Origin of the sequence: Phyllobacterium sp. LjRoot231 (genome assembly GCF_964253365.1) — a bacterium.
Taxonomy (GTDB): domain Bacteria; phylum Pseudomonadota; class Alphaproteobacteria; order Rhizobiales; family Rhizobiaceae; genus Phyllobacterium.
In genome coordinates, this window is sequence record NZ_CAXUQT020000001.1 from 1,728,636 (window position 1) to 1,747,762 (window position 19,127).

18 protein-coding genes are annotated in these 19,127 nt (G+C 57.9%); 12 read left to right on the forward strand and 6 right to left on the reverse strand.

Features of this window, described 5'->3' with window-relative positions; all coding sequences use genetic code 11:
- The first annotated feature begins 115 nt into the window (after window positions 1–115).
- The 6 genes from ACSQ3H_RS08435 to iolG all read left to right on the forward strand — a co-directional run bounded on the left by ACSQ3H_RS08435 (window position 116) and on the right by iolG (window position 8,726).
- The gene (locus tag ACSQ3H_RS08435) at window positions 116–943 is read left to right on the forward strand and encodes a TIM barrel protein (protein ID WP_436116635.1); all 828 of its coding nucleotides are present in this window, start codon (window positions 116–118) and stop codon (window positions 941–943) included.
- A gap of 827 nt (window positions 944–1,770) precedes the next feature.
- Window positions 1,771–2,697, forward strand: a complete 927-nt coding sequence (locus tag ACSQ3H_RS08440; RefSeq protein WP_436116636.1) for a calcium-binding protein — start codon at window positions 1,771–1,773, stop codon at window positions 2,695–2,697.
- A gap of 860 nt (window positions 2,698–3,557) precedes the next feature.
- Complete coding sequence (locus tag ACSQ3H_RS08445; protein ID WP_436116637.1) at window positions 3,558–4,487, forward strand: sugar ABC transporter substrate-binding protein; 930 nt, start codon at window positions 3,558–3,560, stop codon at window positions 4,485–4,487.
- 244 nt (window positions 4,488–4,731) lie between these two features.
- Window positions 4,732–6,273, forward strand: coding sequence for a sugar ABC transporter ATP-binding protein (locus tag ACSQ3H_RS08450; RefSeq protein WP_436116638.1), 1,542 nt, complete (start codon window positions 4,732–4,734; stop codon window positions 6,271–6,273).
- 176 nt (window positions 6,274–6,449) lie between these two features.
- Window positions 6,450–7,478, forward strand: a complete 1,029-nt coding sequence (locus ACSQ3H_RS08455) for an ABC transporter permease (protein WP_436116639.1) — start codon at window positions 6,450–6,452, stop codon at window positions 7,476–7,478.
- 258 nt (window positions 7,479–7,736) lie between these two features.
- Window positions 7,737–8,726 (forward strand): inositol 2-dehydrogenase, encoded by a 990-nt coding sequence (iolG, locus tag ACSQ3H_RS08460; protein WP_436116640.1) that lies wholly within the window; start codon window positions 7,737–7,739, stop codon window positions 8,724–8,726.
- A gap of 45 nt (window positions 8,727–8,771) precedes the next feature.
- On the opposite strand, the gene ACSQ3H_RS08465 is transcribed toward iolG, so the two are convergent.
- The 3 genes from ACSQ3H_RS08465 to ACSQ3H_RS08475 all read right to left on the reverse strand — a co-directional run bounded on the left by ACSQ3H_RS08465 (window position 8,772) and on the right by ACSQ3H_RS08475 (window position 10,531).
- Window positions 8,772–9,092 (reverse strand): HigA family addiction module antitoxin, encoded by a 321-nt coding sequence (locus ACSQ3H_RS08465; protein WP_436116641.1) that lies wholly within the window; start codon window positions 9,090–9,092, stop codon window positions 8,772–8,774.
- A complete protein-coding gene (locus ACSQ3H_RS08470; RefSeq protein ID WP_436116642.1) occupies window positions 9,064–9,348 on the reverse strand; it encodes a type II toxin-antitoxin system RelE/ParE family toxin in 285 nt (94 codons plus the stop codon). Before ACSQ3H_RS08470 ends, ACSQ3H_RS08465 begins: the two co-directional genes overlap by 29 nt.
- A gap of 73 nt (window positions 9,349–9,421) precedes the next feature.
- Window positions 9,422–10,531 (reverse strand): Gfo/Idh/MocA family protein, encoded by a 1,110-nt coding sequence (locus tag ACSQ3H_RS08475; protein ID WP_436116643.1) that lies wholly within the window; start codon window positions 10,529–10,531, stop codon window positions 9,422–9,424.
- Between the two features lie 153 nt (window positions 10,532–10,684).
- Here ACSQ3H_RS08475 and ACSQ3H_RS08480 point away from each other — a divergent pair, with 153 nt between their 5' ends.
- Window positions 10,685–11,518, forward strand: coding sequence for a MurR/RpiR family transcriptional regulator (locus tag ACSQ3H_RS08480; RefSeq protein WP_436116644.1), 834 nt, complete (start codon window positions 10,685–10,687; stop codon window positions 11,516–11,518).
- Here ACSQ3H_RS08480 and ACSQ3H_RS08485 read toward each other — a convergent pair.
- Both ACSQ3H_RS08485 and ACSQ3H_RS08490 read right to left on the reverse strand, forming a co-directional pair.
- Window positions 11,515–11,850, reverse strand: coding sequence for a type II toxin-antitoxin system PemK/MazF family toxin (locus ACSQ3H_RS08485; RefSeq protein ID WP_436116645.1), 336 nt, complete (start codon window positions 11,848–11,850; stop codon window positions 11,515–11,517). The two genes, ACSQ3H_RS08480 and ACSQ3H_RS08485, sit on opposite strands and share 4 nt — an antisense overlap.
- Window positions 11,847–12,149: a hypothetical protein gene (locus tag ACSQ3H_RS08490; RefSeq protein WP_436116646.1), complete on the reverse strand. Its 303-nt coding sequence runs from the start codon at window positions 12,147–12,149 to the stop codon at window positions 11,847–11,849. The genes ACSQ3H_RS08485 and ACSQ3H_RS08490 overlap by 4 nt, the downstream gene beginning before the upstream one ends.
- 188 nt (window positions 12,150–12,337) lie before the next feature.
- On the opposite strand from ACSQ3H_RS08490, the gene ACSQ3H_RS08495 reads away from it, so the two are divergent.
- From ACSQ3H_RS08495 to iolB, 5 genes are all read left to right on the forward strand, one after another.
- Window positions 12,338–14,278, forward strand: coding sequence for a bifunctional 5-dehydro-2-deoxygluconokinase/5-dehydro-2-deoxyphosphogluconate aldolase (locus tag ACSQ3H_RS08495; protein WP_436116647.1), 1,941 nt, complete (start codon window positions 12,338–12,340; stop codon window positions 14,276–14,278).
- A 21-nt stretch (window positions 14,279–14,299) separates the two neighbouring features.
- A complete protein-coding gene (gene iolD, locus ACSQ3H_RS08500) occupies window positions 14,300–16,162 on the forward strand; it encodes a 3D-(3,5/4)-trihydroxycyclohexane-1,2-dione acylhydrolase (decyclizing) (RefSeq protein WP_436116648.1) in 1,863 nt (620 codons plus the stop codon).
- Window positions 16,163–16,367: 205 nt separating this feature from the next.
- Entirely contained in the window at window positions 16,368–17,252 is an 885-nt protein-coding gene (gene iolE, locus ACSQ3H_RS08505; RefSeq protein WP_436116649.1) for a myo-inosose-2 dehydratase, read from the forward strand.
- Window positions 17,249–17,488: a DUF3329 domain-containing protein gene (locus ACSQ3H_RS08510; RefSeq protein WP_436116650.1), complete on the forward strand. Its 240-nt coding sequence runs from the start codon at window positions 17,249–17,251 to the stop codon at window positions 17,486–17,488. Before iolE ends, ACSQ3H_RS08510 begins: the two co-directional genes overlap by 4 nt.
- 3 nt (window positions 17,489–17,491) lie before the next feature.
- On the forward strand, window positions 17,492–18,289 hold the full coding sequence (gene iolB / locus ACSQ3H_RS08515) for a 5-deoxy-glucuronate isomerase (protein WP_436116651.1): 798 nt from the start codon (window positions 17,492–17,494) through the stop codon (window positions 18,287–18,289).
- 168 nt (window positions 18,290–18,457) lie between these two features.
- On the opposite strand, the gene ACSQ3H_RS08520 is transcribed toward iolB, so the two are convergent.
- A complete protein-coding gene (locus ACSQ3H_RS08520) occupies window positions 18,458–19,108 on the reverse strand; it encodes an NrsF family protein (protein WP_436116652.1) in 651 nt (216 codons plus the stop codon).
- Window positions 19,109–19,127 lie beyond the last annotated feature (19 nt).

Consider the following 19,127-nt stretch of genomic DNA (forward strand, 5'->3'; position numbering starts at 1 on the left):
GATCATTCTCCCGATTGACGGAATGACGGCTCCGACAGATGGTTGCGCCGGCATTTGCGGGCCGTTGCAACCCATGGGCGCAGACCGCTTTAAATACCACCGGGAGTATATTCAGATGAGCGACACGATTTCTCACCCCGTCTTTGCGATCAACCATATCGCCGCGCCGAAGATGACGCCGGCCGAATTTTTCCAGCTGGCGAAGTCGCTCGGCCTCAGCGATGTCGAGATCCGCAACGACCTTAACGACAATGCCATCATCGATGGAACGCCGGCGGCAGAAGTCCGGGCGGCAGCCGCAGAGGCAGGCGTTCGTATTGCCACAATCAACGCGTTGCAGCGCTTCAACGAGTGGACGCCGGAGCGCGAAAGGGAGGCAATCGAACTTGCCGACTATGCGCGCGATGTGGGTGCGAGCGCGCTGGTGCTGGTTCCGGTCAATGACGGCTCGGGACAGACGGACGGCGAGCGGCAGGCGAACCTGCGCACCGCATTGACGGCACTGAAACCGATCCTCGAACAGCGTGGCCTCATGGGTTTCGTCGAACCGCTCGGCTTCGAGATCTGTTCGCTGCGTTCAAAGCGCGAGGCGGTGGAAGCCATCGAGGCAGTCGGCGGGCACGGCCGGTTCAAACTCGTGCATGACACGTTCCATCACCACCTCGCCGGGGAGCCCGAGTTGTTTCCGGCGATGACCGGCCTTGTGCATATTTCCGGCGTCACCGATCCGGATGTTTCGGTCAGCGACATGCGCGATCCGCACCGGGTTCTGGTCGATGCGGATGACCGGCTCGGCAATATCGGGCAGATGCGCGCGCTGCTGGATCAGGGTTATGCGGGGCCGTTTTCGTTCGAGCCGTTCGCTCCCGAAGTACAGGATCTGGAAAATCCATCCGAAGCGATTTCGGCGAGCATGGACACGATAAAAGCCGGATTGGTTTGAACGGCATTGGATTTCCGGCTGCTTCGTTGCACTGCTCGGGAATGTCAGTTCTCCTGGATGGACACGCCACCCTCGCCAATTTTCAGTTCGACGCTTGGCGGCTTTGTTTCCTCCCGGTAGGCACCGCCCGTGTGAGGGCTGGCGGTCCTGCGGAGAGGCGGAGACGCTCATGCCGATTATCTCCCCCCCTTGCGGGGGAGAAAGCGATTTCAGCATCTTGGCCCTTTGCCAAGTGCTGGAAATCGCAAGAGAGGGGATTTGCCCGTACAATGGAACGCTTTTACCCTCCCCCTTGTGGGGAGGGGCGGACCGTAGGTCCGGGGAGGGGTCTTCATGGCAACTTAAAACGCTGGCAGGGGAAAAGTGAATGTTTATATAAGCCCCTCCCCGTCGCTTCGCTCCGTCTTCCGGGGCGAGCCACGGGTCTCGCCCGCCTTCGGCCCCCACAAGGGGGAGGGTAAGGGTTGGTGCTATCACAGAAATTCCCGCAAACCACATATCCCTCATGGGTGAACTCCCGTAAGGCTCGTGGTCGTGTCAACGTCTCTGGTCCTCCCGAGGAGGTGGAGAGGCGGTGTATAGCGCGAACTGCACCGGACCATAACCAAAGCTTTTTTGATCTGATAAATAACTTAAAGATTTTCTTCGTCTTATTATGGACAATTCATATTATAAATAATTGAAAAACATTAGTTATTTGAATCGTTATCAAGCATCATCAGTAATTATATTGATAATGTTTAAATCAAGCGTACTATAAACAGCTTGGATGCGGGCAACAGGCCGCCATTCCGGGGACCGGCTTTGCACCCTATAACGGGGAGGGCATGAACATGCCAATTAATCCACAAGTACAGGAACTTTTCAGTGTGCTCGGGATCACTGAGCCGGTTAACCTCGTAGAGGGTAATGACGATCCATTGGTGGGAGAAGCCCTCAATGGCGGTGGGGGCAGCGACTACATTTTCGGCCATGCTGGACTTCTCGATACTCTCAATGGCAATAACGGAAATGACTATCTCGAAGGGGGTGCCGGTATTGATACAATCAATGGTGGTAATGGCCGTGACACGGCAGGCTATGCCACCGCCGGTGGCCCGGTCACGGTTACCTTTATTGTGGGTGTGGGTGGGGGGACCGCGACAGGCGGTGACGGGTTGGCAGATACGTTGATTAGCATTGATAACGTCGTTGGTTCAAATTTCAACGACACGATCAGGTCTGCCGACGACCGCGCGGAGGACAATGTCTTCGCTGGATTGGATGGCAATGACAGGATCTTCGGTGGTGATGGCAACGACAGACTGGATGGCGGTCGGGGTAATGATAATCTGACCGGAGGGCCAGGTGGCGACGTACTCATTGGTGGCCTGGGCCAAGATACCATGGTTGGCGGGACCGGTCGCGTAGATCAAAATGGCGGCATCGACAACTTTGTTTTTCGCTCTACGGACGAGAGCCTGCCTGGTAACCCCGATACTATACGAAGTTTTGAATCCAATGATGGACCTGCTCCAGACTTCATCGGTTTGTCTGCTATTGACGCCAATGGTGACAGTTCGGACGGCAACCAAGCGTTCAGCTTTATCGGAAGCGCAGCGTTCAGCACCCCAGGTCAAGTGCGGGCACAACTCATTGGTGGTGTTTATCACGTTGAAGTAAATACCGTTGGTGCGGATGGCGCGGAGATGGCTATTCTCATGACACAATTTGGAGGTAATGGAGTTGTGGATGCAGGCGATTTCCAACTTTAGTGCAAGATATGCACCATAAACGGGCGGGCGGTGGCGACACCGCCCGTTTATGGGCTTGGCTGGCCACAGTTCGACGGTCCAGCAGAGATGCGTGGTTCGTCGTGAGCCCGCCGAACGGCGAACCACGCACCAGCCAATCTGCATCATCCTGAAGCACTACCCCTCTCCGCTACCATAAAGCACTTCCCTCTCCGTCATCGTAAAGCTCCTCCGCCCTCCGCCCTCCGTCATCCTCGGTCCTCGGGTTAAACCCGGGGATGACCCGAGGACCCACGGCAAAGGAGCACTATCATCGCCACGAGCTCAACGGGATCCAGCGGACGTTAACAATGCGGCAGCATTCGTTGAGTTTCCAGAACTCTGGAGCGCGCCGCGCGGGGTGAAGCGGTCGCGCTCCTTTGCCGTGGGTCCTCGGGTCAAGCCCGAGGATGACGGAGAGGGAGGTGCTTTACGATGACGGAGAGGGAGGTGCTTTATGACGACCGAGAGGGAGGAGTTCGTCATGACGGAGAAGAGGATGCGTTACGATGACGGGAGGAGAGATGCCCGAGGATGACGGAGAGAAAGCCGGTCCCCCAAACTGCACGGCTGTGCAATCTGGAACCACTCATTAATTGGTCTATAGTCCTCAAATCCCGCTTGACGCTTCTTGCATAAAATGGAATAAATATTTCAGAAGCTGAGCGTAACGGTTCGTATATTCCGTAATGGACGTTCAGGATCAAGTTTGCGCGCAAACGCCGCGCACGCTTCATGTCCTTATATTGCCAGCCAGGGACAAGGTGGGCTGCAAAATCGGGGTATGAAGGGTTCCGGATTAAAACAGGTGCAGCCGGGGCACCATTTGTGGAGGAGAAGACATGAAAAAGTTTTTGCTTGGTGTGGCTGTTTCAGCCTTGATGGCGGGGTCGGCTTCGGCCGCGAATATCGGCGTCTCCATGGCGCTGTTCGATGACAATTTCCTGACGGTCCTGCGCAATGGTATGCAGGACTATGGCAAGACGCTGGATGGCGTGAACCTGCAGGTCGAGGACGCGCAGAACGACGTGGCCAAGCAGCAGAGCCAGATCCAGAACTTCATTGCTTCCAAGGTCGATGCGATCATCGTCAATCCGGTCGATACGGACGCCACCGCGGCCATGTCGAAGATTGCCGCCGAGGCCGGTATTCCCTTGGTCTATGTCAACCGCGAACCGGTGAATGTGGACCAGCTTCCCGAGAAGCAGGCCTTCGTTGCTTCGAACGAAGTGGAGTCCGGCACGCTTGAAACCAAGGAAGTCTGCCGTCTGCTCAAGGGCAAGGGCGACATCGTGGTCATGATGGGTGAACTCTCCAATCAGGCCGCCCGCCAGCGCACCAAGGACGTTCATGACGTCATCGCTACGGATGAGTGCAAAGGCCTTAAAATCGTTGAAGAACAGACCGCCAACTGGTCCCGCACACAGGGCGCCGACCTGATGACGAACTGGCTCTCCGCCGGGCTCAAATTCGATGCGGTCGTCTCCAACAATGACGAAATGGCAATCGGCGCGATCCAGGCTCTGAAGGCGGCGGGCCGCTCGATGGACTCGGTTGTTATCGGCGGTGTCGATGCGACGCAGGACGCGCTTGCCGCCATGGCTGCCGGCGATCTCGACGTGACGGTGTTCCAGAACGCCGCCGGTCAGGGGCGTGGTGCCGTCGATGCGGCGCTGAAGCTTGCCAAGGGCGAAAAGGTCGAGGCCAAGGTCTATGTACCGTTCGAGCTGGTGACGCCGGAGAATCTGTCGAAGTATCAGAAATCTAACTGAGGACGCCGGGCCTATCTCTCCCCTTGCGGGAGAGAAAGGATTTTCTTGGATTTAGCCTCTTTGCTAAATCCTTAGAAAATTCAAGAGAGGGGATTTGGAGTGCACAATGCAAGATCCCCTCTCTTGCGATTTCTAGCACTTAGCAAGAGCTAAGATGCTGAAATCGCTTTCTCCCCCACAAGGGGGGAGATAATCGGCATCGACGTTTGATGCTATACTAAAGCCTCTCTGGGAGGAGATGATCATGGCAGTCAGTCCCTCGACCATGGCAGCGGTGCGCGCCAGTGGCGCCATACCGCAGGCCGAATATCTGCTGAACGTCGAAAACATCCGCAAGGAATTTCCCGGCGTGCTGGCGCTGGACAATGTGCAGTTCCGGCTTAAGCGCGGCACCGTGCACGCGCTGATGGGCGAGAACGGCGCCGGTAAATCCACTCTGATGAAGATTCTCGCTGGAATATATATTCCAGATCAGGGCGAAGTTTATCTGAAAGGCCTGCCGATCCGGCTGAAATCACCGCTCGACGCGCTGGAAAATGGCATTGCCATGATCCATCAGGAGCTCAATTTGATGCCGTTCATGACGGTGGCGGAGAATATCTGGATCCGGCGCGAGCCGAAGAACGGCTTCGGCTTCGTCGACCACGGCAAGATGTACGACATGACCGCCGAGTTGTTTGAGCGGCTGAACATCGCGCTCGACCCGGAAAGCCAGGTGCGTGATTTGAGCGTCGCCAACCGGCAGATGGTGGAGATCGCCAAGGCGGTTTCGTATGAATCCGATGTTTTGATCATGGATGAGCCGACCTCGGCGCTGACCGAGCGCGAGGTGGAACATCTGTTCGAGATTATCCGGGGCCTGCGCGCGCAGGGTATCGGTATCGTCTACATCACCCACAAGATGAGCGAGCTGTTCGAGATCGCCGACGAGTTTTCGGTGTTCCGCGACGGCCGTTATATCGGCACGCACCTTTCCACTGATGTCACGCGCGACGACATCATCAAGATGATGGTCGGGCGCGAGATCACCCAGATGTTCCCGAAGGAGACCGTGCCGATCGGTGACGTGGTTCTCTCGGTAAAAGACCTCTCGCTGAAGAATGTGTTCCACAACGTGTCGTTCGATGTGCGGGCGGGCGAGATTCTCGGCGTTGCCGGGCTGGTCGGTTCGGGCCGCTCGAACGTCGCGGAGACGGTTTTCGGCGTGACGCCGGCGACAAGCGGAACCATCGAGATCAAGGGCGAAGCGATCAAGATGAGTTCGCCGACGCAGGCGATCAGCCACGGCATGGCTTTCATTACGGAAGACCGCAAGGAGACCGGCTGCCTGCTCATTCTCGACGTGCTCGAGAACATGCAGATCGCGGTGCTGCAGGACCGTTTCGTCAAATACGGATTTGTCCAGGAAAACGGCATCAGCGCGGCGTGCAAGACGATGAGCGATACGCTGCGGGTGAAGACGCCGAACATGCATGAGAGGGTCGAGAACCTTTCCGGCGGCAACCAGCAGAAGGTGCTGATCGGCCGCTGGCTTTTGACCAACCCGAAGATCCTCATTCTCGACGAGCCGACGCGCGGTATCGATGTCGGCGCCAAGGCGGAAATTCACCGTCTCGTATCGCAGCTCGCCAAACAGGGCGTGGCGGTGATCATGATCTCGTCGGAAATGCCGGAAGTGCTCGGAATGAGCGACCGGATCATGGTGATGCATGAGGGCCGGGTGACCGGATTTCTCGATCGCGCCGAAGCAACCCAGGTCAAGGTGATGGAGCTGGCGTCGAAATGAACAACCATTTGATAATCCACCCTGACAGTCATCTGATGCGATTTTCTGCGCTTCCGGTGCTCACGGACTCAAATGTTCGCTGTGCTCCGGTTCTCAAAAACCACACCAGCTAACTCGTCAGGCTGAATTCTTAAAAGGTTGTTTAGCGCTACCTGGAATATTGGGAGGAGTTTATAATGACAAGCGAACAGGTAACCGCCAAGGCAGCAACACCGGCACTTGCGCGCAGGCACCGCCGGCGCATGCCGCCCGAGGTCAACATCCTGCTGGTGCTGATCGGTATTGCACTGGTCTTCGAGATACTCGGCTGGATTTTCGCAGGGCAAAGCTTCCTGATGAACGTGCAGCGCCTGCGGATCATCATCCTGCAGGTCTCGGTCATCGGCATTATTGCGGTGGGCGTCACGCAGGTGATCATCACCGGCGGCATCGATCTTTCCTCCGGCTCCGTGGTGGGCATGACGGCGATGATCGCGGCGAGTTTCGCCCAGTCCTCCACCTGGGCGCGGCCGGTCTATCCGGCGCTGACCGACATGCCGTTCTTCGTCCCCATCGGCATTGGTCTTGGCATCGGGCTTCTTGCCGGCATCGTCAATGGCTGGCTGATCGCCTATACCAAGATTCCGCCGTTCATCGCCACGCTCGGCATGATGGTTTCCGCCCGCGGCGTGGCGAAATGGTACACCAAGGGTTCGCCGGTTTCAGGCCTCACCGACCAGTTCAACTTCATCGGCACGAGCATCTGGCCGGTGGTCGTATTCCTGGTCGTGGCGCTGATCTTCCACATCGCCCTGCGCTACACGCGCTACGGCAAATTCACCTATGCCATCGGCGCCAATGTGCAGGCGGCGCGGGTTTCGGGCATCGATATCGAGCGGCATCTGATCAAGGTCTATGCCATTGCTGGTCTTTTGGCGGGGCTCGCCGGTATCGTCAGCGCCGCCCGTGCACAAACGGCGCAGGCCGGAATGGGCGTCACCTACGAACTCGATGCGATTGCCGCCGCCGTTATCGGCGGAACATCGCTGACCGGCGGTATCGGCCGTATCACCGGTACGGTCATCGGCGCCATCATTCTTGGCGTCATGATCTCCGGGTTTACGTTCCTGCGCGTCGATGCCTATTACCAGGAGATCATCAAGGGCGTGATCATCGTTGCAGCTGTTATTGTCGATGTATATCGCCAGAAGAAGCGCAAAGTTTAGCAGTGCGCTCAGCACTATCCAGGCTTGCATGACCATGTGCGTGGTTCGACAGGCTCACCATGAGGGGACTTGAGTGGTTGCAGGGAGTCAAGCAAGGGAAGGTTGCGACTGTAATCGCCAACATTCATAGCGTTGGCTCCCTGCAATCAATTCACCTCCCTCATGGTGAGCCCCGTCGAACCACGCACAATGGATTTGCCGGCTAGATTAATCTGTAACGCCCGGGACTGTTTCGGGCTTCTTTTAAGAGGATTAGAAATGACTGTACGCTTTGGTCTGCTCGGTGCAGGTCGTATCGGCAAGGTTCACGCGAAGGCGGTGACCTCGAACCCCCAGGCGAAACTCGTCGCCGTCGCCGATGCTTTCGAACAGGCCGCCAAGGATCTTTCCGCCGCGCATGGCTGTGAAATCCGCACGATCGACGAAATCGAAAAAGCTTCCGACATCGATGCGGTCATCATCTGCACGCCGACGGATACGCATGCGGACCTGATCGAGCGCTTTGCCCGTGCCGGCAAGGCAATCTTCTGCGAGAAGCCGATCGACCTCGATGTGAAACGCGTCGAAGAATGCCTTGCCGTGGTCAGGGAAACCAATGCCACGCTGATGGTCGGCTTCAACCGCCGCTTCGATCCGCATTTTGCCGCCGTGCGCAAGGCGATCGACGATGGTCAGATCGGTGATGTCGAGATGGTCACCATCACGTCGCGCGATCCGGGTGCCCCGCCGGCCGAATATATCAGCCGCTCCGGTGGTATCTTCCGCGACATGACCATTCATGATTTCGACATGGCGCGGTTTCTCCTCGGTGAAGATCCGGTGGCCGTCACCGCGCATGCGTCGGTGCTGGTCGACAAAAAGATCGGTGAGCTTGGCGACTATGACAGCGTCAGTGTGATCCTGTCGACTGCCTCCGGCAAGCAGTGCGTGATCTCCAATTCGCGCCGCGCCACCTATGGCTATGATCAGCGCATCGAGGTTCACGGCTCGAAGGGCATGGTCGCCGCAGAAAACCAGCGGCCGGTCTCGATCGAGATTGCCAATGGCAGCGGCTATACCCGCCCGCCACTGCACGATTTCTTCATGACGCGCTATACGGAGGCCTACGCCAACGAAATCGCCGCCTTCATCAACGCGATTGCTACAGGCGTGAAAGCTGCGCCAAGCGGCGAGGATGGGTTGATCGCGCTGGCATTGGCCGATGCAGCGCTAAGGTCGGTCAAGGAAGGCAAGACGATTGCGGTTTAACCAAAGGTGTTGAGGTGCATGGTGAACCACGCACCTCTTAAATGCTCAAGCTGCTCTTGGCTCGATAGTTGCTAGATCGCTATCGATCTCCCGGCGTCTTTGCAAAAGATCATAATCGGATTGCAGCCCCAAAAAATATCCCTCCGACATGCGGAAATAGCGCGCAAGGCGAAGATCGGTATCGGCAGTAACGTCTCGCTTGCCCAATACAATTTCGTTGATGCGACGTGGTGGAACGTGAACCGCGCGGGCAAGGGCATTCTGGCTGATGCCCATCGGTTTCAAGAATTCATGCAACAGTATTTCGCCAGGATGCGGATTCGGCAACCAATTCCTGTTAGTCGTGGTAGTCGATGATTTTGACATCTCTTGGGCCTCCTTCCTGCCAAACGAAACAAATACGCCATTGATCATTGATCCTGATCGAATGCTGTCCGGCCAAATTGCCCTTAAGCGCTTCAAGACGGTTGCCGGGTGGAATCCGGAGATCCTCCATTACACGTGCCTGATTTAAAAGGCGCAGTTTTCGCAAAGCAACCGTCTGAATATCAGATGGCAATTTCCGACTTCTAACACCGGACCAGATCAATTGCGTTTCGCCATCAGCAAAGTTTTGGATCATGGCCCGAGAATAAGTTACATACCACTATAACGCAACGCGTCATAGTGGTTGCCTTTGGTTGTATTGACAAAAACTACCGCACATCCACCCAGCGCTGTTCGTTATATGAACGGGCCATCGCATGCACGGTGCGCTCAATTTCAAGCCCGTCGGCGAATTCGATCAGATGGGCGGGCTGGCCGTTGACGCGCTTGATCAGCTCACGGCACTCGATGATCTTCAGATCGTTGAAGCCGAGGCCATGGCCGGGGGCCGGGATAAATTGTCCATAGGGCTCATGATGCGGCGCCGTCAGAATGGTGCGATAGCCCTGTTCGGTGGCGCGGTCGGCAGTGACATAAAGCTGGAACTCATTGGCACGTTCTTGGTCGAACAGGATCGAGCCCTTCGAGCCGAAGATCTGCAGCGCAATGCGGCCTTTGCGGCCCCAGGCTGAACGATTGACTTGCAGCGTGCCAGCAACGCCGTTTTCCATGTGCATAAGTACGCTGGCGCTGTCATAGGTCTCGACAGCGCGGTCAGTACCGCTTGCCGTCTTGCGGGTGGCATAGGGTTTCGACATGTCGCACATGACGCGGGCAACGCGTCCGAACAGCGTGAACAGCAGCGAGAGCGGATGCACCGCAAAGTCGTCGAGCGCTCCATAACCGGATGTTGCTTCGTGTTTCCAATAGAACAGCGCATCGGGATCGGCCATGAAATCCTCGTCCATCTCGATGCGCAGATGATTGACGTCGCCGATGATCTTCTCGGCAAGGAGCTTGCGGATATGGCGGATGGCCGGACCCTGGATGTAGTTGTAGCCGAGGGCGGCAACCTTGCCAGATTGCTTAGCGGCGGCGAGCATGGCTTCCGCGTCAGCGAAGGCAGGCGCCATGGGCTTCTCGCACCAGATATGCTTGCCAGCTTTTAGCGCTGCAATTGCCATTTCGGGATGGAACTGGTTCGGGGTCGTGACGGAGACCACATCGACTTGCGGATCGTCGATGACCGCACGCCAATCGCCCGAGGCTTTCTGGAAACCGAATTCGTTGGCGCGGCGCACGGCTAGCTCGGTGTTGGCTTCGCCAAGATGCACGAGCCGTACTGCCGGCACATCGCCGAAGACGGCGCGAACCGAATTCCATGCCAGCGCATGGCATTTGCCCATAAAGCCCGTTCCGATCAGTCCTACGCCTAACATATGCTCTCTCCTAACGATTCAGCTTGGCCCGTCGCTTGCAGTTGTTGATTGAAATAATCTATAACAAAGAAAAATGGAATAACTGATCCGTCTTGATATAAATATTTTGCTCGGACTATGAACAGCAAAGAGGGAACGATACGGGTGGAAAGCATGGACAATGAAATATCGTTACCGCGGGATTTTGATGCGCTGCGCACGATGATCCTCGATCGTCGCGAGATGCTGCCGAAACGTCTGGCGCAGATCGCGGCCTATGCCCTGAGCAATCCCGACGAGATCGCCTTCGGCACCGCGGCAAGTATTGCCCAGACGGCAGGCGTCCAGCCTTCGACATTGATCCGCTTTGCCCAACATCTCGGTTTCGACGGTTTCACGAGCCTCCAATCGGTGTTCAGGGAACGGCTGCGCGAGCGGCAGGTTTCCTACGAAGAGCGGCTGTCTGCGCTGCGCGGTGACACGCACGGCCTTTCCAAGAACCGTGTTATTCTCAATGGGTTCCTGACAGCGGCCAGTCATTCGATCGAGACGATTTCGCACAATGTCGAGGAGGATGTACTGACCCGCGCCGTGGATATCCTGGCGGGGGCAGAGACGATTTACCTTCTGGCGCGGCGCCGCTCTTACCCGATCACCGCCTATATGGCCTATGCCTTCGGGAAGCTGAAAATCCGCAACCAATTGATCGAATCGACGGCGGGTATCGATCCCGAAATCCTGTCCTTTGCCAGACCGAATGATGCTGCCATCGCCATCAGCTTTTCGCCTTACGCATCGGCGACGATCGAGCATGCGGCGGCGCTGGCGGCACGCAATGTGCCGGTCGTCGCCATCACCGACAGCGCATTCTCGCCGCTCGCCCAATCGGCCAAGGTGTGGTTCGAGGCGGCGGAGGGGGATTTTTCGGGGTTTCGTTCATTATCGGGAACGATGGCGCTCGCCATGGCGCTTACGGTGAGCGTGGCGGAGAAGCGGCGGAGTGTTTAGGGGGCGCTGGCTTCCAGTCCCAGAAAACGCGCCATCGCCCTGTTGATATCGGTTATCGTTTCAGCGTCCAAATGTCCGAAAACCTGCCCGACTTTCGTTCGGGGCACGGTCATAGCCCGATCGACCATTACCTGCGAGCGTTCACGCAGGCCATTTCCAGCGGACGGGTTAACTGTAATACGAGCGAGGTGTTCATCGTGAACGTCGCTTGTCAATTGAAGCACGGTCACTGACGGGAGCTGCGCAAATGCATCCGACTGTACGATGATTGCGGGACGAGGTTTGCCGTAGTCACCGCTGACGACAATCGTAACCAGGTCTCCACGCTTCATTTCGCGCGGTCATCATCGACAGCAGCCTCGTCAAACAGAGCTTCCAATTCCTTGAGAGACGCGTAATCATCTGTAGATGGATTACGAGACCTTTTTGCAATAGCAAGTGATTGCCGTCGCGCTTCAAGTTCAAATGCCTTACGCTGCTGGCGTTCCACATAGCTCCGCATGAAGTCCCGCAGAACCTGAGCTGCAGGCTTGTCCTCGGCCTCGGTTGCGTGGGTAAAAGCAGCCTTCAAATCGGGGTCAATGCGGAAGTTGAATGTGTCGGCCTTAGGGTGCTGGCTGGTGCGTGGCATGGAGAACTCCCGTACATACATTATGTACTTATAATGCACGTACATATTTTAGTCAACGTGAAAGTATGGTCCGGAAATACAAAAAGAACAGACATTCCATATTGACGATTTGATAGAATTATTATTTCATATAGGAAAATTCCTGGCCGCTTTATGCCGGGACTTATCAGTCTATCGGGAGGACTATCATGGACAGAGCTGATGCAAGGACGCCCCTTGGCACGCCGCTTGATGTCATTACCATCGGTCGTTCGTCCGTGGACCTTTATGGCCAGCAAATCGGCTCGCGCCTCGAGGATATCACGTCATTTGCAAAGTCAGTCGGTGGGTGTCCTGCCAATATCGCCATCGGTACGGCGCGGCTCGGTTTGCGCTCGGCGCTGTTGTCGCGCGTCGGCGATGAGCAGATGGGCCGTTATATCCGCGAGCAGATGATGCGCGAGGGCGTTGCCACCGATGGCGTGATCACCGACCCGGAACGGCTTTCGGCGCTGGTGATCCTGTCGGTCGAGAACGACAAGAGCTTTCCGCTGATATTCTATCGCGAGAACTGTGCCGATATGGCGCTCGATGAAGGCGATGTCGATCCGGCATTCATCCAGTCGGCACGCGCCGTTGTCGTTACCGGCACACATTTCTCCAAGCCGAAACCTGATGCGGCGCAGCGCAAGGCAATCCGCCTGATGAAGGAAGCGGGCGGAAAAGTGGTGTTCGATATCGATTATCGGCCCAATTTGTGGGGCCTTGCCGGGCATGGCGAAGGTGACAGCCGCTATATCGCCTCCGATGCGGTGTCCAACCATCTCAAGACGGTATTGGCTGATTGCGACCTGATCGTCGGCACGGAAGAGGAAGTGCTGATCGCGTCGGGTGAAGCCGATTTGCTCAGCGCGTTGAAGACCATCCGGGCACTTTCGAGCGGCACCATCGTCCTGAAGCGCGGCCCCATGGGCTGCATCGTTTATGAAGGCGCAATATCCGACGATCTCGAGGATGGTATTGTCGGCAAGGGCTTTCCTATCGAAGTGTTCAACGTTCTTGGCGCCGGCGATGCGTTCATGTCCGGTTTCCTGCGCGGCTGGCTCGGCGGCGAGCCGCTGGCAACGGCTGCAACCTGGGCCAATGCCTGCGGCGCCTTTGCGGTGTCGCGGCTGCTTTGCTCGCCGGAAATCCCGACCTTCGAGGAGCTGCAATATTTCCTCAAGCATGGCAGCACCTATCATGCCTTGCGCAAGGACGAGGCGATCAACCACGTGCATTGGGCGACGACGCGGCGGCATGAAATACCGTCGATGATGACCTTTGCCATCGATCACAGGGTCCAGTTGGAAGACCTTGCGCAAAAGGTAGGCGCGGATGTCGCCAAGGTGCGTGTGTTCAAGGAACTGGCGGTGAAGGCGGCGGCAAAGGTTGCGGGCGGCCGCAGCGGCTATGGCATGCTGCTCGACGAGAAATTCGGCCGCGAGGCGATGTTCGAGTTTGCGCGGCACAATTTCGACTGGCTGGGGCGTCCGGTGGAATTGCCAGGTTCGCGTCCGCTGCGCTTCGAATTTTCGCAGGATATCGGCTCGCAGCTGGCGGAATGGCCGGTGGATCATTGCATCAAATGCCTGTGCTTCTATCGCCCGGACGATCCGGCGGACCTGAAGGCGGAGCAGCAGGCAAAGCTGCGCACACTGTTTGAAGCCGCGCGCAAGGTCGGGCGTGAACTGCTGATCGAGATTATCGCCGGCAAGCACGGCAAGCTCGACGACAACACCATTCCCCAGGCGCTGGAAGAACTTTATGCGCTTGGCATCAAGCCGGACTGGTGGAAACTGGAACCACAGGCTTCCGCTGCCGCGTGGAAAAAGATCGAGGCGGTGATCGAGAAGAACGATCCCTGGTGCCGCGGTGTCGTACTGCTTGGGCTGGAAGCGCCGCATGACGAGCTGGAAGCAGCTTTTGCCGCGACGGCCAGTACGCCGATTGTGAAGGGCTTCGCCGTTGGGCGGACATTGTTCATGGATGCGGCGGAAAACTGGCTCTCGGGCCGTACGTCCGATGAGGCTGCTATTACCGATATGGCCGATCGTTTCGAAAAATTGACCAAGGCCTGGCTTGCCAGCCGCAATAAACAAGCGGCATAGCTGGCACGGGAGGAGACCGACATGACCAAGACGATACGCCTGACCATGGCGCAGGCACTGACGCGGTTCCTGAGTAACCAGATGACGATTGTGGACGGTAAGAAGGTTCCGGTCTTCGCCGGTGTCTGGGCTATTTTCGGCCATGGCAATGTCGCGGGCCTCGGCGAGGCGCTGTATCAGGTCCGCGAAGAACTGCCGACCTATCGCGGTCACAACGAGCAGGCTATGGCCCATGCCGCCATCTCCTTTGCCAAGGCGAGCTTTCGCCGCCGCATGATGGCAGTGACGAGTTCCGTCGGGCCGGGTGCAACCAATATGGTGACGGCCGCGGCGCTGGCGCATGTCAACCGGCTGCCGCTGCTGCTTCTACCCGGCGATGTATTCGCCAACCGGGTACCGGACCCTGTTCTTCAACAGGTGGAATCGTTTGGCGACGGCACGGTTTCGGCCAATGACTGTTTTCGGCCGGTTTCGCGCTATTTCGACCGGATCACCCGGCCGGAACAGATCATCCCGGCGCTGGCGCGGGCGATGGCGGTGCTGACCGATCCGGCAGAATGCGGGCCGGTGACGCTTGCACTGTGTCAGGACGTGCAGGCCGAAGCCTATGACTATCCGGAAAGCTTCTTCGAGGAACGTGTTTGGACGCAGCGGCGGCCAAGGCCGGACCGCGACGAACTGGCGGCCGCCATCGCGGCGCTGAAATCGGCGAAGAAGCCGCTGGTTATCGCTGGCGGCGGTGTCATCTATTCGCAAGCGTCGAAAGAGCTGGCGGAGTTTGTCGAAGCTGCCGGTATTCCCGTCTGCGAGACGCAAGGCGGCAAGTCCTCGCTGCCGGACATGCATCCGCTCAACATGGCGGCGATCGGCGTCACTGGAACCTCCGCCGCCAACCGGCTGGCGCAGGAAGCCGATGTTATCGTCGCTGTCGGTACGCGGCTGCAGGATTTCACCACCGGTTCGTGGGCGCTGTTCCAGAATTCGGAGAAAACCTTCATCGGCCTCAATGTCCAGCCCTTCGATGCAACAAAGCACCGGGCTTTGCCGCTTGTAGCTGATGCCAAGGAAGGGCTGCTGGAGCTTGCTGCAGGACTGCAGGGCTACAAGGCACCGGCGAGCTGGACCGACAATGCCAAGAGCGGCAAGGCGGAATGGCAGAGAGCCGCCGCCAAGGTTACCGGGCTCCCCAACCCATTGGCCAATGCGGCGCTGCCTTCGGATGCGCAGGTGATCGGTGCCGTGCAGCGGGCGATGGGTAGCGAAGCGACCGTGCTGCATGCGGCAGGTGGTCTGCCCGGTGAGATGCACAAATTGTGGCAGGCGGGGGCACCTGGCTCCTACCACGCGGAATATGGCTTTTCCTGCATGGGATACGAGATCGCGGGCGGGCTGGGTGCCAAGATGGCCAAGCCCAATGACGAGGTTGTCGTCATGATCGGCGACGGGTCCTACCTGATGCTGAACTCGGAAATCGCGACATCGGTGATGCTCGGCCAGAAGATCAATATCGTATTGCTCGACAATCGCGGCTATGGCTGCATCAACCGGCTGCAAATGGAGACGGGCGGGGCGAACTTCAACAATCTGCTCAAGGACACGAAACACGAGGTCTTGCCGGATATCGATTTTGCCGCGCATGCACGCAGTCTTGGCGCGATATCCGAAAAGGTGGCGTCGATTGCCGAGCTCGAAAGCGCGCTCGCCCGGGCCAAGCAGAATGACCGCACGACGGTGGTTGTCATCGATACCGATCCGCTGATCTCTACCGAAGAGGGCGGTACCTGGTGGGATGTCGCGGTGCCGGAAGTAAGCGCGCGGCCAGAGGTAAACGCAGCGCGGAAGGACTATGAAGAGAAGCTGCGATTGCAGCGGGTGGGTGATTAGACTTAGACAGATGATGGCAGTCTGGGTGCCTTACCCTCCCCCTTGTGGGGAGGGACGGACCGCAGGTCCGGGGAGGGGAATCTTTGAAAACATCTGCCGTTAGAAAGACCCCTCCCGTCGCTTCGCTCGCCCTCCCCACAAGGGGGAGGGTAAGCGCCCAACCAGGAATTTTGTGCAACGCGCACATAACTGAAGGAACATACGAATGATCCGTATCGGGGCGAACCCAATCGGCTGGTCCAATGATGACATGCTGGAAATCGGCGGCGATATTCCGCTGGAAACCTGCCTTGAGCAGGCTCAGGCTGCCGGGTTCACCGGCATGGAGCTTGGCAACAAGTTTCCGCGCACCGCCGACAAGCTGCGGCCAATCCTCGAATCCTATGGCCACAGCCTCGTCAGTGGCTGGTATTCGACCGAGCTTCTCACACGCGATGTCGATGCGGAACTCGAAGCCGTCAAGGGCCATGCGACGCTGCTCAGGGATATGGGCTGCTCGGTGCTGATCGCAGCGGAAACCTCCAACGCCATTCATTCCAACAAGGACCTGCCGCTGTCGGCGCGCCCCGTCCTGCAGAAGGCGGCATGGACAGTTTTCGGCGAGCGCTATACGCGATTTGCCGAAGGTGTGAAGCAGACCTATGGCCTGCAGCTGGTCTACCACCACCACATGGGGACGGTCGTGCAGACCGAGGCCGAGATCGACCGTTTCATGGAAGTGACGGGAAGCGCCGTCAACCTTTTGCTCGATACCGGCCATGCGACCTGGGGCGGCGGCGATCCGGCCCGGCTGGCGCGGCACTACAAGACGCGCATCGGCCATGTGCACTGCAAGGATATTCGCGAGGCGGTCATGTGGCAGTCGAACCGCGAAGACTGGTCTTTCCTCGATTCCGTGCTGGCAGGCGTCTATACTGTTCCGGGCGACGGCATGATCGATTATGTTCGTGTGCTGAAGGAACTTCAGGGTTATAGCGGCTGGGTCGTGGTGGAAGCCGAGCAGGATCCGAAGAAGGCCGATCCGGCCACCTATTCGAAGCTCGGCCACGCCAATCTCAGCCGCTTCATCAAGGAAGCAGGGCTCGCTTGAACAAAGACTCGAACCATCCGTTTTTTCGTCCGCTTTGGCGCCGCGTTGCTGTCGTGGCGTTCTGCATTGCCTGGGCAATTTTCGAGTTTGCGACCGGAACACCATTCTGGGGCATCATAGTGCTGGCTTTTGCCGGATACGGGATCTGGCAATTCTTCATCATCTTCGATGCTTCGGACCCTGTTAAGCCGGCGGATGCTGTCAAGCCGGAAGACCTTGGCACCGATAAGGAGTAAACCATGTCGAAACTGCTGCTGAAAGCTCAGAAGGGCAAGGGCCATGTGGCGCATGTCACGCCGGAAAGTGCCGGTTGGACCTATGTCGGCTTCGATCTGCACCGTGCTGCGCCAAGCGAGACCGTTTCCGGCAGAAGCGAGGACAAGGAAGTCTGTCTGGTGTTCGTCACCGGCAAGGGAACAGTGACAGTCAACGGGCAAGATCTCGGCCTGCTCGGCAAGCGCATGTCGCCCTTCGAGGGCAAGCCATGGTCGGTCTATGTACCGCAAAGCTGCGACTGGTCGGTCGTGGCGGAAACGGACCTCGAACTCGCGGTCTGTTCAGCGCCGGGTCTTGGCGGCGGATTGCCGGTGCGGGTGATTTCGCCCGACGATCTCGGCCAGGAAACACGCGGCAAAGGCACCAATACCCGCTATGTCACCAATATCCTCCCCGAAAACGAACCGGCGGATTCATTGCTGGTGGTCGAGGTGATCACGCCCGGCGGTCATACATCGAGCTACCCGCCGCACAAGCACGATCAGGATAACCTGCCGGCAGAATCCTATCTGGAAGAAACCTATTACCACCGCTTCAACCCGCCGCAGGGTTTTGGCTTCCAGCGGGTCTACACGGATGACCGCTCACTGGATGAGGCGATGGCGATCGAGGACGGCGATGTGGTCATGGTGCCGAAGGGTTATCACCCCTGCGCCGCCTGCCACGGCTACGACCTCTATTATCTCAATGTGATGGCCGGCCCGAAGCGCACGTGGAAATTCCACAATGCGGTAGAGCATGAGTGGCTGACGAAACTATAGGGTGTGAGCGCTCTGACCCTCCCCCTTGTGGGGAGGGACGGAGCGAAGCGACGGGGAGGGGTCTTTCTTAAATTAGCAAGTCTCCCCTCCCGGCTGCTTCGCAGCCACTACCGGGGCGAGCCACGTGTCTCGCCCGCCTACGGCCCCCACAAGGGGGAGGGCAGGGAGCTACCACCGCAGCACGAACCGCCCGGTAATGGCGCCGATCAGGCCGGGGATCAGAACGCCGAGCGTATACCAGATGGCGACGAACGGCATGGTGCTTTCCGTGCAGTGAAACGAATAGACCAGTGAGCCGATGGCGCCAGCTGCCAGGCCGGCGGCTGCACCGGCAATGGTCAAACGGGTGGGCGCCAGACCGTGCAGCACCCAGAATGCACCGACGAGCAGGGGCAGCGATAGCATCACGATGTTGAACGTGCAGACGGTGACGGACTCGCCGGTCAAAAGGTAATATTGGGCCCCGAGCGGAGCCATTGCGAGCTGTACGAAGCCGAGCATGCTGATTACAACGATAAGCATTCCCATGATAGCGAGATTGACACGGATGCTTCCGAGGGGGTGGCCGATGCGTTTGATCGCCCATGTGCCGACAACAGCGAGGGCAAGCGTATAAATCAGTTTGCTCCAGAACGGCATCGTTCCTTTAGCCGTCATCATGTCGGGGCGCATGCCGAGCCAGAAGTACATGAGGACGGCCGATACGACGAGGCTAATGCCCAGTCCCACGCCGACCCGCTTGAGAACAGCCATGCGCGATACCGGCTTGAGTTCGCCAGTCAGACGCGCGATCAGGTCTTCAGAGCGAGATGCAGTCATATTGAATCCGTTCTGTTTC

What these genes read in the sequence shown, in the direction of transcription:
- ACSQ3H_RS08435 (WP_436116635.1), top strand. Translation starts at nt 116, where the DNA reads ATGAGCGACACGATTTCTCACCCCGTCTTTGCGATCAACCATATCGCC.
- ACSQ3H_RS08440 (WP_436116636.1), top strand. Translation starts at nt 1,771, where the DNA reads ATGAACATGCCAATTAATCCACAAGTACAGGAACTTTTCAGTGTGCTC.
- ACSQ3H_RS08445 (WP_436116637.1), top strand. Translation starts at nt 3,558, where the DNA reads ATGAAAAAGTTTTTGCTTGGTGTGGCTGTTTCAGCCTTGATGGCGGGG.
- ACSQ3H_RS08450 (WP_436116638.1), top strand. Translation starts at nt 4,732, where the DNA reads ATGGCAGTCAGTCCCTCGACCATGGCAGCGGTGCGCGCCAGTGGCGCC.
- ACSQ3H_RS08455 (WP_436116639.1), top strand. Translation starts at nt 6,450, where the DNA reads ATGACAAGCGAACAGGTAACCGCCAAGGCAGCAACACCGGCACTTGCG.
- iolG (WP_436116640.1), top strand. Translation starts at nt 7,737, where the DNA reads ATGACTGTACGCTTTGGTCTGCTCGGTGCAGGTCGTATCGGCAAGGTT.
- ACSQ3H_RS08465 (WP_436116641.1), bottom strand. Translation starts at nt 9,092, where the DNA reads ATGTCAAAATCATCGACTACCACGACTAACAGGAATTGGTTGCCGAAT.
- ACSQ3H_RS08470 (WP_436116642.1), bottom strand. Translation starts at nt 9,348, where the DNA reads ATGATCCAAAACTTTGCTGATGGCGAAACGCAATTGATCTGGTCCGGT.
- ACSQ3H_RS08475 (WP_436116643.1), bottom strand. Translation starts at nt 10,531, where the DNA reads ATGTTAGGCGTAGGACTGATCGGAACGGGCTTTATGGGCAAATGCCAT.
- ACSQ3H_RS08480 (WP_436116644.1), top strand. Translation starts at nt 10,685, where the DNA reads ATGGACAATGAAATATCGTTACCGCGGGATTTTGATGCGCTGCGCACG.
- ACSQ3H_RS08485 (WP_436116645.1), bottom strand. Translation starts at nt 11,850, where the DNA reads ATGAAGCGTGGAGACCTGGTTACGATTGTCGTCAGCGGTGACTACGGC.
- ACSQ3H_RS08490 (WP_436116646.1), bottom strand. Translation starts at nt 12,149, where the DNA reads ATGCCACGCACCAGCCAGCACCCTAAGGCCGACACATTCAACTTCCGC.
- ACSQ3H_RS08495 (WP_436116647.1), top strand. Translation starts at nt 12,338, where the DNA reads ATGGACAGAGCTGATGCAAGGACGCCCCTTGGCACGCCGCTTGATGTC.
- iolD (WP_436116648.1), top strand. Translation starts at nt 14,300, where the DNA reads ATGACCAAGACGATACGCCTGACCATGGCGCAGGCACTGACGCGGTTC.
- iolE (WP_436116649.1), top strand. Translation starts at nt 16,368, where the DNA reads ATGATCCGTATCGGGGCGAACCCAATCGGCTGGTCCAATGATGACATG.
- iolB (WP_436116651.1), top strand. Translation starts at nt 17,492, where the DNA reads ATGTCGAAACTGCTGCTGAAAGCTCAGAAGGGCAAGGGCCATGTGGCG.
- ACSQ3H_RS08520 (WP_436116652.1), bottom strand. Translation starts at nt 19,108, where the DNA reads ATGACTGCATCTCGCTCTGAAGACCTGATCGCGCGTCTGACTGGCGAA.